Origin of the sequence: Bacillus sp. MD-5, from assembly GCF_002201875.1 — a bacterium.
In the GTDB taxonomy this organism is placed as follows: domain Bacteria; phylum Bacillota; class Bacilli; order Bacillales; family Bacillaceae; genus Bacillus; species Bacillus stercoris.
The window spans coordinates 114,184-128,639 of sequence record NZ_CP021911.1; the positions used below are offsets into that span (position 1 = coordinate 114,184).

A 14,456-nucleotide genomic window follows, 5' to 3' on the forward strand; every position below is an offset into this window, starting at 1 on the left:
GGGGATCTTGAATGGCATACGACAGTCGTTTTGATGAATGGGTACAGAAACTGAAAGAGGAAAGCTTTCAAAACAATACGTTTGACCGCCGCAAATTTATTCAAGGAGCGGGAAAGATTGCAGGACTTTCTCTTGGATTAACCATTGCCCAGTCGGTTGGGGCCTTTGAAGTAAATGCTGCGCCTAAATTCTCAAGCTATCCGTTTACATTAGGGGTAGCGTCAGGTGATCCGCTTTCTGACAGTGTCGTGCTCTGGACGCGCCTGGCACCAGATCCGCTGAATGGCGGGGGAATGCCGAAGCAAGCGGTGCCTGTCAAATGGGAGGTTGCAAAGGATGAGCATTTCCGCAAAATCGTAAGAAAAGGCACTGAAATGGCTAAACCGAGTCTTGCCCATTCCGTTCATGTGGAAGCGGACGGGCTTGAGCCGAACAAAGTGTACTATTACCGTTTCAAAACCGGACATGAACTAAGCCCTGTCGGAAAAACAAAAACACTGCCTGCCCCTGGCGCTAATGTGCCGCAAATGACCTTTGCCTTTGCTTCCTGCCAGCAATATGAGCACGGATATTATACGGCCTACAAGCATATGGCGAAGGAAAAGCTTGATCTTGTCTTCCATCTCGGTGATTACATATATGAATACGGGCCGAATGAGTATGTATCAAAAACGGGCAATGTCCGCACGCACAACAGCGCGGAAATCTATACGCTGCAAGACTATCGGAACCGTCACGCCCAATACCGCTCTGATGCCAATCTTAAAGCAGCACATGCTGCGTTCCCTTGGGTTGTGACATGGGATGATCATGAAGTCGAAAACAACTATGCCAATAAAATACCGGAAAAAGGACAGTCGGTTGAAGCATTCGTGCTCCGCCGCGCGGCAGCATACCAGGCATACTATGAACATATGCCGCTCCGCATTTCCTCTTTGCCGAATGGCCCAGATATGCAGCTGTACCGGCACTTTACGTACGGAAACCTGGCGTCCTTCAATGTGCTTGATACCCGCCAGTACAGAGACGACCAAGCCAATAACGACGGCAATAAGCCTCCTTCTGATGAATCGCGCAATCCGAATCGGACCCTGTTAGGAAAAGAACAGGAGCAGTGGCTCTTCAACAATTTGAGCAGCTCGACCGCTCACTGGAATGTGTTGGCGCAGCAGATTTTCTTTGCCAAGTGGAATTTCGGGACAAGCGCAAGCCCGATCTACAGCATGGATTCGTGGGACGGCTACCCGGCTCAGCGCGAACGGGTTATCAATTTCATTAAAAGCAAAAATCTGAATAATGTTGTCGTATTGACAGGTGATGTACACGCAAGCTGGGCATCGAATTTGCATGTCGATTTCGAGAAGACAAGTTCAAAAATATTTGGAGCCGAATTTGTCGGAACCTCGATCACATCCGGAGGAAACGGCGCAGATAAGCGGGCGGATACAGACCAAATTCTAAAAGAAAATCCGCACATCAAGTTCTTTAACGACTATCGCGGATATGTCCGCTGTACAGTGACGCCTCACCAGTGGAAAGCCGACTATCGGGTGATGCCGTTTGTGACCGAGCCGGGCGCAGCCATTTCCACGCGGGCTTCATTCGTTTACCAGAAAGATCAAACCGGGCTGAGAAAGGTATCATCTACAACAATCCAAGGCGGGGTGAAGCAATCCGATGAGGTCGAAGAGGATCGTTTCTTTGCGCACAACAAAGCCCACGAGAAACAAATGATTAAGAAGCGTGCAAAAATCACGAATTAAGGAGTGAAAATTATGTTTTCAAACATTGGAATACCGGGCTTGATTCTGATCTTCGTCATCGCCCTCATTATTTTTGGCCCTTCCAAGCTGCCGGAAATCGGACGAGCCGCCGGACGGACACTGCTGGAATTTAAAAGCGCCACAAAATCACTTGTGTCTGGTGATGAAAAAGAAGAGAAATCAGCTGAGCTGACAGCGGTAAAGCAGGACAAAAACGCGGGCTGAATGCTGAGTAGGCAGACACCGGGTCTGCCTCTTTTTTTATGAAAGGGAGGGCTTTTTTGAATGGATAAAAAAGAAACCCATCTGATCGGGCATTTAGAAGAGCTTCGCCGCCGGATGATCATAACCCTCGCGGCATTTCTTCTATTTCTCATCACGGCTTTTTTATTTGTACAGGATATTTATGACTGGCTGATCAGGGATTTGGACGGAAAGCTGGCTGTGCTTGGTCCGAGTGAAATTCTTTGGGTGTATATGATGCTTGCCGGCATTTGTGCCATTGCGGCCTCTATCCCTGTTGCCGCGTACCAGCTGTGGCGTTTCGTTGCCCCGGCGCTGACGAAAACGGAGCGCAAGGTGACGCTCATGTACATACCAGGTTTATTTGCGTTGTTTTTGGCGGGCATCTCCTTCGGATACTTTGTCTTGTTTCCAATCGTGCTCAGCTTTTTGACTCATTTATCCTCGGGCCATTTTGAAACGATGTTTACGGCTGACCGCTACTTCAGGTTTATGGTGAATTTGAGCCTGCCGTTCGGCTTCTTGTTTGAGATGCCCTTGGTGGTGATGTTTTTAACAAGGCTGGGCATCTTAAATCCCTACAGACTGGCCAAAGCGAGAAAGCTGTCCTATTTTCTGCTGATCGTTGTGTCTATATTGATTACACCGCCGGATTTCATTTCTGATTTTCTTGTGATGATTCCGCTTCTTGTCCTGTTTGAAGTAAGTGTCACCTTATCAGCGTTTGTCTACAAAAAGAGGCTGAGGGACGAAACGGCGGCGGCCGCTTAGTGCAGCGCACCGCCTGGTGACTTCACATCCTCATCATATTGTGCGGCCGTAACAGCGGCGATTCTCAATGCCCGGACAATCGTGTCGAGGCTGAGGCTCGGCGCTGTTTTGTCTGTTGTTTGCTCCGGAATGTAAGGAATATGAATAAACCCTCCGCGAATGTGCGGAGCTGTCCGGCTAATGTGATCCATTAATCCGTAGAACAAATAGTTGCATACAAAGGTTCCCGCTGTATAGAAGACCGCGGCCGGAATGCCGTTTTCCTTCATTTTTTCAGTCATTCGTTTCACGGGAAGCCCCGTCCAGTAAGCAGCGGGCCCTCCTGGAGAAATCTCTTCATCAATCGGCTGATGTCCTTCATTATCGGGGATTCGCGCATCTGCAAGGTTGATCGCCACTCGTTCCGGTGTGACCTGCATCCGCCCTCCGGCTTGGCCGACACAAATCACGATATCTGGCTGATGCTTTCGAATGGCTTGGCGCAGAATGTCGAGAGCGGATCTAAAGACGGTTGGAATTTGTTCCGCTGTAATGATGGCTTCATCCGTCTCGAAACCATTAAGACGTTTCGCCGCTTCCCATGATGGATTGACGGTTTCTTTGTCAAAAGGGTCAAAGCCTGTGATCAGCACTTTTTTTCTCATCTACTCATCTCCTTTTTCTTTTATTCTATTGTTTATTTATGGGTTTTTCATCAAAATAATGTAAAGGAGTGAATCATAATGGAACATTTGCCGGAGCAGTATCGCCAGTTATTCCCAATCCTGCAGACACATACAATGCTTGCCAGCTGTTCTCAGAGCGCGTTGGCAGAGCCTGTATCAAGGGCGATCCAGGATTATCATGACAGCCTGCTGCATAGGGGGACGAACTGGAAAGAAGCGATCGAAAAAACAGAGAGTGCGAGAAACGAGTTTGCTAAGCTGATCGGAGCTGAACCGGATGAAGTGGCGATTGTGCCGTCAGTTTCTGATGCGCTGGTTTCCGTAGCATCGGCCCTATCTGTTTTTAGAAAGAAACATGTTGTGTATACGGAGATGGATTTTCCGGCAGTGTCTCATGTCTGGCAGGCACAATGCGACTATCACGTATCCGTCATTCCATCAATAGACGGCGTGATACCGCTCGAACAGTATGAAACGCATATTTCAGAAGAAACAGTGCTGACGTGTGTTCCTCACGTTCATTATCGTGACGGCTATGTTCAGGATATAAAAGCGATCGCCGAGATTTCTCAGAGAAAAGGCTCTCTATTATTTGTGGATGCTTATCAATCAGCGGGACACATTCCCATTGATGTGAAGGAGTGGGGCGTAGATATACTGGCGGCAGGCTCCCGGAAGTATTTGCTCGGCATACCGGGTGTGGCGTTTCTTTATGTAAGAAAGGAGCTGGCAGACGCACTGAAGCCGAAAGCATCAGCCTGGTTTGGCCGTGAGAACGGATTTGATGCGGCTTATGCGAAAGGCGCGCGTCGTTTTCAAACAGGCACCCCAGCTTTTATTAGCGTATACGCAGCTGCAGCGGCTTTGTCGCTGTTGAATCATATCGGGGTTTCTCATATTCGGAATCATGTAAAAATGATCTGTGCCGATGCTTGTCAATATGCTGCTGCAAAAGGCCTGCAGCTGGCGGCAGCACAAGGCGGGGTTCAGCCAGGCATGGTTGCGATACGCGATGAGCGAGCATCGGAAACGGCGGAATTGCTGAAGAAGAAAAAAGTGATTTGCGCGCCGCGGGACGAAGTCATCCGTCTCGCTCCCCACTTTTATAATACGAAGGAGGAAATGCAGCACGCGATTGATGAAATCGCGGCGAAAATGATTGATAAGTAAACATAGCAAAGCCCCTGAACACTAGGTCAGGGGCTTTTCATATTAATGGTCTACTTTAACGTGCTTCATAAAGAATGCGCCAACTAAACCGATAATGGCAACAATCATCGCAAACACAAACGCGTGCTGCACACCCGCTGTCAAAGCTTGCGGGATGACTGCCGGATCGGCAGGGTTTTTAACGGTGCTCATATAATCATGTTGGCCCGCAGCCATAATGCTGACCGCAACCGCTGTTCCGATAGCGCCCGCCATTTGCTGCAGCGTGTTCATAATGGCGGTGCCGTCTGGATAAAATTCGCGCGGCAGTTGGTTTAAACCGTTTGTCTGCGCAGGCATCATGATCATAGAAATCCCGATCATCAAGCAGGTGTGCAGGATGATAATCAGCACAGCCGTTGAAGTGGTCGTGACATTTGAGAAGAACCATAATACAACGGTGACAATCACAAATCCCGGAATGACAAGCCATTTCGGCCCGTATTTATCGAACAAGCGGCCTGTAACAGGGGACATAAATCCATTTAAAATACCGCCTGGCAAGAGAACAAGACCAGATGCAAATGCCGTCAGGACTAAGCCGCCTTGCAGGTACATCGGCAAAAGCAGCATAGATGACAGAATGACCATCATGCAAATGAACACCATGATCACACCCAAAATAAACATCGGGTATTTGAACGCACGGAGGTTCATCATCGGCTGCTTCATTGTCAGCTGGCGGATTGAAAATAGGATAAGGCCGACAACGCCGACAATCAGCGACACGATAACAGTCGGGCTTGACCATCCCCCGGAGCCTTCACCCGCGTTGCTGAATCCAAACACAATGCCGCCGAAGCCAATCGTCGACAGGATGATAGACAATACATCGATTTTCGGCTTTGTCGTTTCAGATACATTCTGCATATATGCGATACCGAAAACAAGCGCCAGCACAAGGAACGGAAGAGAGATCCAGAAAATCCAGTGCCAGTTGAGATGCTCCAGAACCAATCCTGAAAAAGTTGGGCCGATGGCGGGCGCGAACATAATGACAAGCCCGATCGTTCCCATTGCGGCGCCCCGTTTATGAGGCGGGAAAATCACCAAGATTGTGTTAAACATCAGCGGCAGTAAAAGACCGGTTCCAAGTGCCTGAACGATCCTTGCCGCCAATAAAAACGGGAAGCTCGGCGCAAGCGCCGCAATGAATGTGCCTAAAATTGAAAAGATAAGTGATACGGTAAAAAGCTGTCTTGTTGTGAACCACTGCAACAGCAGTCCAGAAACAGGAACCAGGATACCGAGTACAAGCAGATAACCCGTCGTTAACCATTGAACGGTTGCCGCTGTAATGTTCAATTCCTTCATAAGGTCGGTTAACGCAATATTCAGCGCTGTTTCACTGAACATGCCGATAAAACCGGCCAACAGCAAGGAAATCATAATCGGCATCACTTTGTATTGCTGAGATGCTTTAGCTGTTGTTTCCAAAATCATTTCCCCTCTCTATCAACTGCATGTAGGATGTCGTTTTTTATCTCTTCAGCAGGTCAGGAATGCAGCTGGAGATATGAAGGAGCGGCGTACTGTTTTTTGCCGTCAAAGATAAAAGAATGCCGCCTTCAATCATCGCGTTAACTACAGTGCTGGCTTCTTTTGCATGGCTCTCGCTGCAGCCAGCCTGCCGCAGTTTTTCCTCATATACAGAGGCCCATTCTTTGTAGGCTTCATGGCAGGCTTCACGCAATGGTTCGCTTTTCAATGACGTCTCAGCCGCTAGCAAGCCCACAGGCAAGCCTTCAATGTCTTCCGTACATGAAAACTGGCAGGAGAGCTCCTTCAAAAAGGCTTGAATGCCTTCCGCCGGATCGGTGTAGGCTTCCATGCTACCCGCGATTTTCTGACGGATATACTCCTTCATCTCATTCACGGCTTCGATCGCAAGCTGTTCTTTACCGCCGGGAAAGTGGTAATAAAGAGAGCCTTTAGGCGCGCCGCTTTCCTTTATAATCTGGTTCAGCCCCGTGCCGTAATACCCCTGCAGCTGAAAAAGCCGGGTAGCTGCCGAAAGGATTTTCTCACGGGAATCTCCATAACTCATAACATTCCCACCTTACTGAATTCAATCAAAAATATAGTGACTGGTCTATTATCTTGATTCGTTCATCAATTGTCAAGAGAAATTCATTGTATGAAAAGACAAAAAAAGAAGTATATTACAACAAAAAAGTGAGAGAAAAGCTGACTGGACTTTTGACTGAATAGATAAAATATTCAATGATTAATCATCATAAGGATGTAAGGAGAGAAAGAGATGAAAAAACAACGACTGCTTGTACTTTTTACCGCACTACTGTTTGTTTTTGCCGGATGTTCACATTCTCCTGAAACAAAAGAATCCCCGAAAGAAAAAACGCAGACACAAAAAGTCTCTTCGGCGTCCGCCTCTGACAAAAAGGACCTGCCAAACGTTACAATTTTAGCGACAGGAGGCACGATTGCAGGAGCCGATCAATCGAAAACCTCAACAACTGAATATAAAGCAGGTGTTGTCGGCGTTGAATCATTGATCGAGGCAGTCCCGGAAATGAAGGACATCGCGAACGTCAGCGGCGAGCAGATTGTCAACGTCGGCAGCACAAACATTGATAATAAAATATTGCTGAAGCTGGCGAAACGCATCAACAACTTGCTTGCTTCAGATGATGTAGACGGAATCGTCGTGACTCATGGAACTGACACGCTGGAAGAAACAGCTTATTTTTTGAACCTCACTGTGAAAAGCGATAAACCGGTTGTTGTCGTCGGTTCGATGAGACCATCCACAGCGATTAGCGCCGACGGGCCGTCTAATCTGTACAATGCAGTGAAAGTGGCAGGCGCACCTGAGGCAAAAGGAAAAGGTGCGCTCGTCGTTCTTAACGACCGGATTGCATCAGCACGGTATGTCACCAAAACAAACACAACCACAACAGATACATTTAAATCAGATGAAATGGGCTTTGTCGGAACAATTGCCGATGATATTTATTTTAATAATGAAATAACCCGCAAGCATACGAAGGATACGGACTTTTCGGTTTCTAATCTTGATGAGCTGCCGCAAGTAGACATTATCTATGGATACCAAAATGATGGAAGCTACCTGTTTGACGCAGCTGTAAAAGCCGGAGCAAAAGGGATTGTGTTTGCTGGTTCTGGGAACGGGTCTTTATCTGACGCAGCCGAAAAAGGAGCGGGCAGTGCAGTCAAAAAAGGCGTAACTGTGGTGCGTTCAAGCCGTACGGGAAATGGTGTCGTAACGCCAAATAAAGACTATGAGGAAAAGAACCTCCTGGCATCGAACTCTTTAAACCCCCAAAAAGCGCGGATATTGCTGATGCTTGCGCTTACCAAAACCAACGATCCTAAAAAGATCCAAGCTTATTTCAATAAGTATTGAAGAAAAGAAGGCGAATAAGCCTTCTTTTTTTGTTTTTTAGGACCAATAATGACCTCTGAATCTTAAAATTTCTTTAAAAATAAGCCAAAATTACCCTTTACTTAATTAATTTGGTAACGTAATATATTTGGAGAATTTGTTACAAAAAAAGGAGGATATTATGAAATTTGTAAAAAGTAAGTTCATTGCAGTTGTAACAATTTTGATGTTGGCTGTTACATCGCTGTTTGCGTTGCAGCCGTCAGCAAAAGCCGCTGAACATAACCCAGTTGTTATGGTTCACGGTATTGGAGGAGCATCATTCAATTTTGCTGGAATTAAGAGCTATCTCGTATCTCAAGGCTGGTCACGGGACAAGCTGTATGCGGTTGATTTTTGGGACAAGACAGGCACGAATTATAACAATGGCCCGGTATTATCACGATTTGTGCAAAAGGTGTTAGATGAAACAGGTGCGAAAAAAGTGGATATTGTCGCTCACAGCATGGGGGGCGCGAACACACTTTACTACATAAAAAATCTGGACGGCGGAAATAAAGTTGCAAACGTCGTGACGCTTGGCGGCGCGAACCGTTTGACGACAGGCAAGGCGCTTCCGGGAACAGATCCAAATCAAAAGATTTTATACACATCTATTTACAGCAGTGCCGATATGATTGTCATGAATTACTTATCAAGATTAGATGGTGCCAAAAACGTTCAAATTCATGGCGTGGGACACATCGGTTTATTGATGAACAGCCAAGTCAACAGCCTGATCAAAGAAGGGCTGAACGGCGGAGGCCAGAATACGAACTAATGAAAAACAAAACCTTGAAGAATGCTATTCTTCAAGGTTATTCTGCTTTCAGCACAATGGTTTTTGCAGCCATATCATGAACGGTTTGTTTTTTCTTCGTAAATGCGGCAGTCAAATAGATCAGGCGGGAGAACACGTGCACCCACGCTATGATGTAGCGGACAATTGCCTGTAGGAGAGAAATTTTCTCGTGTGTTTCATCTCTTACGATTTGCAGTCCGATGATTTTTTTGCCCAGTGTCCCTTTCCACTTTGTCAGCGGCATCAGCAACGGGTACACAATCAGCATCAATATAGCGACTATAATGACACCGGCGGACCCGTCGCCAAACGTAAATCCGGCTGCCAAAATCACTGCTGCGGCAATGACCACATCAAGTACAAGAGCGCAGGCACGCAGCATAAAACCAGCTAGTTCCAATAGAAACACTCCTTAAAATGTTAAATAAATACCTAATGATTGTAAAAAAGAAGGGTCTAAAGTGGGAATAGGTGATAAGTCTTAAATCACAAAATTTGATGAAATTGTCATAGGTAAATTGGCATGATCAACCAGCTTATCCTATTACCAAATTCTTTTTTAGCCCGAAACCAAGCCCTCAGAAGTTATTTTTGTTAAAATAGAAAAGTTACAACAGAATTCGGAGGGTTTATTGTGGGAAAAGTGAAACGAAATGCCCCTTGCCCGTGCGGCAGCGGCAAGAAATATAAAAAATGCTGCGGAAGTAAAGTAGTCGACTTCCCGGCAGAGTTAGCGGCAAAAGAAGCAAAACAAATTCAGGAAGACTTAGTGGAGTATGCCTTCACAGTACATAGAGAAAGCATTTCAGGCTTTATCAACCAGCATGATTTTCTTTCTGCTATGGACAGACAGACGAAAGACATCAGCGTATTTAACTTGGGTATCTGGGGAATCTTCTTCCATCCGCTTGCCGGTGAGAAGACAATCTTCGAAGAGTACCTGCAGAAAAAAGGCGATTCGATCACTCGTCCGAAAACGCGTGAGATCGTTGAATCATGGAACAGCATGACGCCAGCTTTATTGTTGCTGAAGGATCTGAAAGAAGGCATCATTCACTTTGAAGATGTCATTACGGCAAAACAATTCGAAGTGGAAATGGACGCCAGCAATCAAGACCTTCCTCCAGTGGGAAGCCTGATTCTTGGATATCCAATCCATGAAGCCGAAAAAGCAGAATTCTTCATGCAGTTCACGATCTTCCCGGTGAAGAGAACAGAAGCGCTGATCAGCAAGGTGAAGAAATATGCGGATGCCGCTGTGAAGAACGGCAAAACGCCGGAGGACTTCATGAAGCAGGAATTCAACAGCGTTCTGTTCGCGCTGTTAGCTGAAAAGGATGAAGAGCCGCAAGCAGAAAAAGCGGAGGAAAGCTCTGTTGAGTGGGCAAACGACTTAGAGAAAGAAACCGCTGCGGCTATCGAAGAAGGCATGAGCGGGGATGAGTATCCGACTGAGTTGATTCCGGCTGTTATTGACATTTGGAAAACATTCTGTGAGAAAAAATCACCTGTCATCAGAAAGCCGGAAGCTTTTGCGGCGGCAGTTGAATATTATGTGAACGCGATTTCTCTTAACGGCGCGTCCGTTTCCCAGGCTAAACTGGCGAAAAAATACGGCGTCAGCGCATCAACCATTTCCAGCCGTTACAAAGAAATTGAAAGCACGCTGCAGGACGAAGCGGATCGCTTTGCCCAAGCGTTATCCTCATAATGAAAAAAACCTTGAAAAGCCAGGCTTTTCAAGGTTTTTTTATTTCTGAAACGGAATTTTGATTTCTAACCGGAAGACGGGGTGGCGGTAGGTAAAATCCAGCCTGCCAAAAGCGCTCTTCACCAGTTTTTGAATGATATATGTGCCCATGCCTTCATGAGCACCGCCTTTTGTTGAGCGGCCAAACGATTGATACAGAGTATCGAGCACCGTAGGGTCCATGCCGGGGGTGCTGTTTTCACAAATCAGCACATAAAGCCCGCTTCGCAGCGAAGTTTCCAGCTTAATCTCCGCTTTTTCTCGGGCCTCCGCCGCGCTGTCGAGCGCATTTTCCAATATGTTGCCGACCAAGCTGACCTGATCAGCAGCTGAAAATGGAAGTGAAGAAAGCGGTGTATGCATATGAAGTGAAACACTCACATTTGAGGCGGTGGCTTTTTCTAGAAAATCATAAAGCACCCCTGCAACGTACGCGTTCTCTCCTTTCAAAAAACGGTCATATTGACTGTATTGATCCGTCCAGTTTTGAATATATGCTTGTGTATCTGCCTTGGGCTGAGCTGATTTGATTGCTGTGATATGTTTCATTGTGTCATGATTCCGGCTTCTGACATCGATCAGCATTTGATTGGCGTGCTGTTCAGCTTGTGTCAGCTTATCAATTTGATCAGAAAGCCTTGCTTGCAGGGCAGACTGTCCGATACGGAGCCCTTCACACCCTGCAAATATCACGATCGCAAATAATGCCGGCATTATGTCAGAGCCGAACGGCACTACCGCCGCTGCCATCGCTTGAATCACCGCAATCCACGCACAAAGCTGGAAGGAACAGCGGTCCCACACCAGCTTCGTTTTCCATAGGTACAATCCTGCTGCCGCCGCACCTAAAGCAGTGGCGAGCCAAGAGCCGGCTGTACTGTGCCAAAGAGCAGCAGCCCCCTGATAACATATGAAACTAAATAAAATCAGATAAAGACCTTTAAAAAGGGTAACCACGTACTAAACTCCTCAAAAATAGTAGTTTTGAAAATAATCAAGCTGCTGCTTGGTGATCATCGCTTTTTTAGACGTTCCCTCAAAGGAAACCGTGAATGAATGCTTGGTATAAGCGGAAAAGTGCTTTATGTAATGAATGTTGATAATAAAGGAACGATGCGAACGGAGAAAATCCTTTTCGGGCAGGTCGCCTTTAATATCATTTAATGTTTGATACGTTTGCACCTCTTCAGCGGTTGTCACAATCGTCGTGGAACGTCCCGTCCGTTCTGCGAAAATAATATCCTTCTTTTGCAGGACGTGCATTTCAGATTTTTGCTTGATCAATATACGCCCATTCAAACTCGTTTCCGTTTTCTTTTTCAAATAACGGTCGAAGGAAGCGGCCAGACGGTCAGCATAGTAAGGCTTCATAATATAATCGTGGACGTTCAGGTCAAAGGCGTGAACCGCATAACCGCTGTGGCCGGTAACAAAAATCACATCCACATCAAGTGAATGGGATCTGATCAAATCCGCAAGCTCGTAGCCAGACATATGAGGCATCTCGATATCGGCAAGCAGCAGATCAATGTCTTCATTCTTTACCCGGCTGTAGGCTTCCTCCGCTGAATCGGTGGAAAAGACAATTTCGACATTTTGCATTCTGGATACGATCGCTTCCAGCTTCTCTAAATCTACTCGATAATCATCGACAAGTCCGACTTTTACCATTATCATTCTCCTAGTTACATAGAATCATCTTTATTCTATCCCATTTCGCGACATAAAAAGAACTCTTCGCGACAACTTTATCCAACAAATCCAGCATTTCGTATATAGTCATTATTAGAAAAAAGAAAAGGGAGATTATGACATGATTACACTGACCGATTGCAGCCGCAGGTTTCAGGATAAGAAAAAAGTAGTCAAAGCGGTGCGAGATGTAAGCTTAACAATTCAAAAAGGAGAAGTCGTCGGCATTCTCGGAGAAAATGGTGCGGGCAAAACGACGATGCTGAGAATGATTGCTGCCCTGCTTGAACCGTCACAAGGGGCAATCACGGTAGACGGCTTTGACACGGTCAAGCAGCCGGCTGAGGTCAAAAAAAGAATCGGTGTCTTATTCGGAGGAGAAACCGGGCTTTACGACAGGATGACCGCTAAAGAAAATCTCCAATACTTCGGCAGGCTGTATGGGCTGAACCGCCACGAGATCAAAGCAAGAATTGAAGATTTATCGAAACGATTTGGCATGCGCGATTATATGAACCGCAGAGTGGGCGGGTTTTCGAAAGGGATGAGGCAGAAGGTCGCCATTGCCAGAGCGCTGATTCACGATCCGGACATCATTTTATTTGATGAACCGACTACAGGGCTTGATATTACATCCAGCAATATCTTTCGCGAATTCATCCAGCAGCTGAAAAGAGAACAGAAAACCATTCTTTTTTCCAGCCACATTATGGAGGAAGTGCAGGCGCTCTGTGACAGTGTCATCATGATTCACAGCGGAGAGGTGATTTACCGGGGGGCGCTTGAATCACTATACGAGAGCGAGCGCAGTGAGGATTTGAATTACATCTTTATGTCTAAGCTTGTCAGGGGGATTTCTTAAATGCTGAGCCATATTTATAAAAAAGAAATGATCGACGCTTTGCGCGACAGAAAAACGATATTACTCACAATCTTAGTGCCGATGATTATGATGCTTGGGCTTGTATTCTTTTATGAAAGCATGCTGTCCGAAAAAGAGGAGCAATACACGCTGGCTGTCGGCCATTCTCTGCCGCCCGCACTGGAAAGTAAGCTTCATGCGATTGACGAGATCAGCGTAAAAACGTTTGCTGAGCCTAAAGAAGCGGTTGACGAAGGAAAAGCAGATGCCTATCTGAACGTCCCGAAAGAGTTCGACTCATATGTCAACAGCATGACGCCATTTAAGATTGATGTTTACGGCAATTCAGTCGATCAAGGGTCGTCAAATGCGATGCAGCTTGTGCAATCTGCCTTAGATCAGTATAAAAATGAAATTGTGCAGGAACGTTTAACAAATAAGCGCATTGATCAATCGGTCATACAGCCATTTACGATTCAGCAAAAGGAAGCGGATGAGGAGAAAGGGGTTTCCGCTATTATGCTTTCCGCCATCCTGCCCATGCTGATTCTGACTTCCATTGTTTCCGGCGCAATGCCGATCGCTCTTGATATCATGGCCGGGGAAAAGGACCGGAAATCAATTGAGGCGCTGTTATTGACGCCAGTCAGCAGAAACAAAATGCTGGTCGGCAAGTGGCTTGCGGTTTCTACTTTTGGCGTTGCTTCAGGTGTATTTGCTTTGGTGTTTTTGATTTTGTCCACCGTCTTATTTACTGAGAATTTAAAAACGGCCCTCCAGCTGGGAGATCATATGTGGAGTGTAATCGGCGCTTCAGCCTTAATCATCGTGCTTTCTGCATTGCTGATCTCTGCGATGGAGCTTTTCATCAGCATCATTTCCAGCTCGGTAAAGGAAGCGCAAAGCTATATGTCTCTCGTCGTCTTTCTGCCTGTGTTCCCGATGTTTTTCATCTTCAGCAAGGCACCGAATCAATTTGATTTATCGTACTTTCTTATCCCGTTTCTGAACCTGCATGCGTTATTCAAACAGCTTTTATTCGGGATGGTTGACCCGGCTGCCATTTGGTGCACGTCAGGAACCATCGCCGTGCTCATCGCCATTTTCTTTTTACTGGCCAGAGCCTGCTTCCTGAAAGACAAATGGGTTCTTCCGAAATAAACTTTGCAAAAGGAGAAATACACTTTCTCCTTTTTGTATATCCTGAAAAAAGAAGGAAAATAGAAAAAGGATATCTAATACAAAAAGTGAACCTGCACTATTTTTCATCAAAATTGGTTTCGAAGGAGAAGG

At 46.2% G+C, this 14,456-nt stretch carries 15 protein-coding genes; 9 read left to right on the forward strand and 6 right to left on the reverse strand.

The genetic code is table 11. The annotated features are described in order from the left end of the window. The first annotated feature begins 11 nt into the window (after positions 1-11). The 3 genes from phoD to tatC are packed head-to-tail and all read left to right on the forward strand — an operon-like array spanning position 12 to position 2,777. Positions 12-1,763: an alkaline phosphatase PhoD gene (phoD, locus tag CDO84_RS00565; protein ID WP_040084278.1), complete on the forward strand. Its 1,752-nt coding sequence runs from the start codon at positions 12-14 to the stop codon at positions 1,761-1,763. Between the two features lie 12 nt (positions 1,764-1,775). Further along, positions 1,776-1,988 carry a sec-independent protein translocase protein TatAD gene (gene tatAD / locus CDO84_RS00570; protein WP_003223835.1) on the forward strand — a complete coding sequence of 71 codons (213 nt, stop codon included), beginning with the start codon at positions 1,776-1,778 and terminating at the stop codon, positions 1,986-1,988. Between the two features lie 60 nt (positions 1,989-2,048). Next, positions 2,049-2,777 carry a twin-arginine translocase subunit TatC gene (gene tatC, locus CDO84_RS00575; protein WP_040084277.1) on the forward strand — a complete coding sequence of 243 codons (729 nt, stop codon included), beginning with the start codon at positions 2,049-2,051 and terminating at the stop codon, positions 2,775-2,777. Here tatC and pcp read toward each other — a convergent pair. Then, positions 2,774-3,421 (reverse strand): pyroglutamyl-peptidase I, encoded by a 648-nt coding sequence (pcp, locus tag CDO84_RS00580; protein WP_040084276.1) that lies wholly within the window; start codon positions 3,419-3,421, stop codon positions 2,774-2,776. The genes tatC and pcp overlap by 4 nt on opposite strands. Positions 3,422-3,499: 78 nt before the next feature. On the opposite strand from pcp, the gene CDO84_RS00585 reads away from it, so the two are divergent. Beyond that, a complete protein-coding gene (locus tag CDO84_RS00585; protein ID WP_040084275.1) occupies positions 3,500-4,612 on the forward strand; it encodes an aminotransferase class V-fold PLP-dependent enzyme in 1,113 nt (370 codons plus the stop codon). Positions 4,613-4,654: 42 nt separating this feature from the next. On the opposite strand, the gene lmr(B) is transcribed toward CDO84_RS00585, so the two are convergent. Next, a complete protein-coding gene (gene lmr(B), locus CDO84_RS00590) occupies positions 4,655-6,094 on the reverse strand; it encodes a lincomycin efflux MFS transporter Lmr(B) (protein WP_040084274.1) in 1,440 nt (479 codons plus the stop codon). Positions 6,095-6,131: 37 nt separating this feature from the next. After that, positions 6,132-6,698: a transcriptional regulator LmrA gene (gene lmrA, locus CDO84_RS00595; RefSeq protein WP_040084272.1), complete on the reverse strand. Its 567-nt coding sequence runs from the start codon at positions 6,696-6,698 to the stop codon at positions 6,132-6,134. A 213-nt stretch (positions 6,699-6,911) separates the two neighbouring features. On the opposite strand from lmrA, the gene ansZ reads away from it, so the two are divergent. Then, complete coding sequence (gene ansZ / locus CDO84_RS00600; protein ID WP_040084270.1) at positions 6,912-8,039, forward strand: asparaginase AnsZ; 1,128 nt, start codon at positions 6,912-6,914, stop codon at positions 8,037-8,039. Between the two features lie 160 nt (positions 8,040-8,199). Then, positions 8,200-8,838, forward strand: coding sequence for a lipase EstA (gene lipA, locus CDO84_RS00605; RefSeq protein ID WP_014662657.1), 639 nt, complete (start codon positions 8,200-8,202; stop codon positions 8,836-8,838). 37 nt (positions 8,839-8,875) lie between these two features. On the opposite strand, the gene CDO84_RS00610 is transcribed toward lipA, so the two are convergent. After that, a complete protein-coding gene (locus CDO84_RS00610) occupies positions 8,876-9,259 on the reverse strand; it encodes an RDD family protein (RefSeq protein ID WP_014662658.1) in 384 nt (127 codons plus the stop codon). A 234-nt stretch (positions 9,260-9,493) separates the two neighbouring features. Here CDO84_RS00610 and CDO84_RS00615 point away from each other — a divergent pair, with 234 nt between their 5' ends. Next, positions 9,494-10,570: a helix-turn-helix domain-containing protein gene (locus tag CDO84_RS00615; protein WP_040084268.1), complete on the forward strand. Its 1,077-nt coding sequence runs from the start codon at positions 9,494-9,496 to the stop codon at positions 10,568-10,570. 39 nt (positions 10,571-10,609) lie between these two features. Here CDO84_RS00615 and CDO84_RS00620 read toward each other — a convergent pair whose 3' ends face one another. Continuing rightward, entirely contained in the window at positions 10,610-11,566 is a 957-nt protein-coding gene (locus CDO84_RS00620) for a two-component system sensor histidine kinase NatK (protein WP_040084266.1), read from the reverse strand. 12 nt (positions 11,567-11,578) lie between these two features. After that, positions 11,579-12,280: a two-component system response regulator NatR gene (gene natR / locus CDO84_RS00625; protein ID WP_014662661.1), complete on the reverse strand. Its 702-nt coding sequence runs from the start codon at positions 12,278-12,280 to the stop codon at positions 11,579-11,581. A 142-nt stretch (positions 12,281-12,422) separates the two neighbouring features. Between natR and natA the strand changes: the two genes are divergently transcribed. Together natA and natB are read left to right on the forward strand one after the other, a co-directional pair. After that, a complete protein-coding gene (gene natA / locus CDO84_RS00630) occupies positions 12,423-13,163 on the forward strand; it encodes a sodium ABC transporter ATP-binding protein NatA (protein WP_014662662.1) in 741 nt (246 codons plus the stop codon). Continuing rightward, the gene (gene natB / locus CDO84_RS00635) at positions 13,164-14,324 is read left to right on the forward strand and encodes a sodium ABC transporter permease NatB (RefSeq protein ID WP_040084265.1); all 1,161 of its coding nucleotides are present in this window, start codon (positions 13,164-13,166) and stop codon (positions 14,322-14,324) included. Positions 14,325-14,456: the final 132 nt, after the last annotated feature.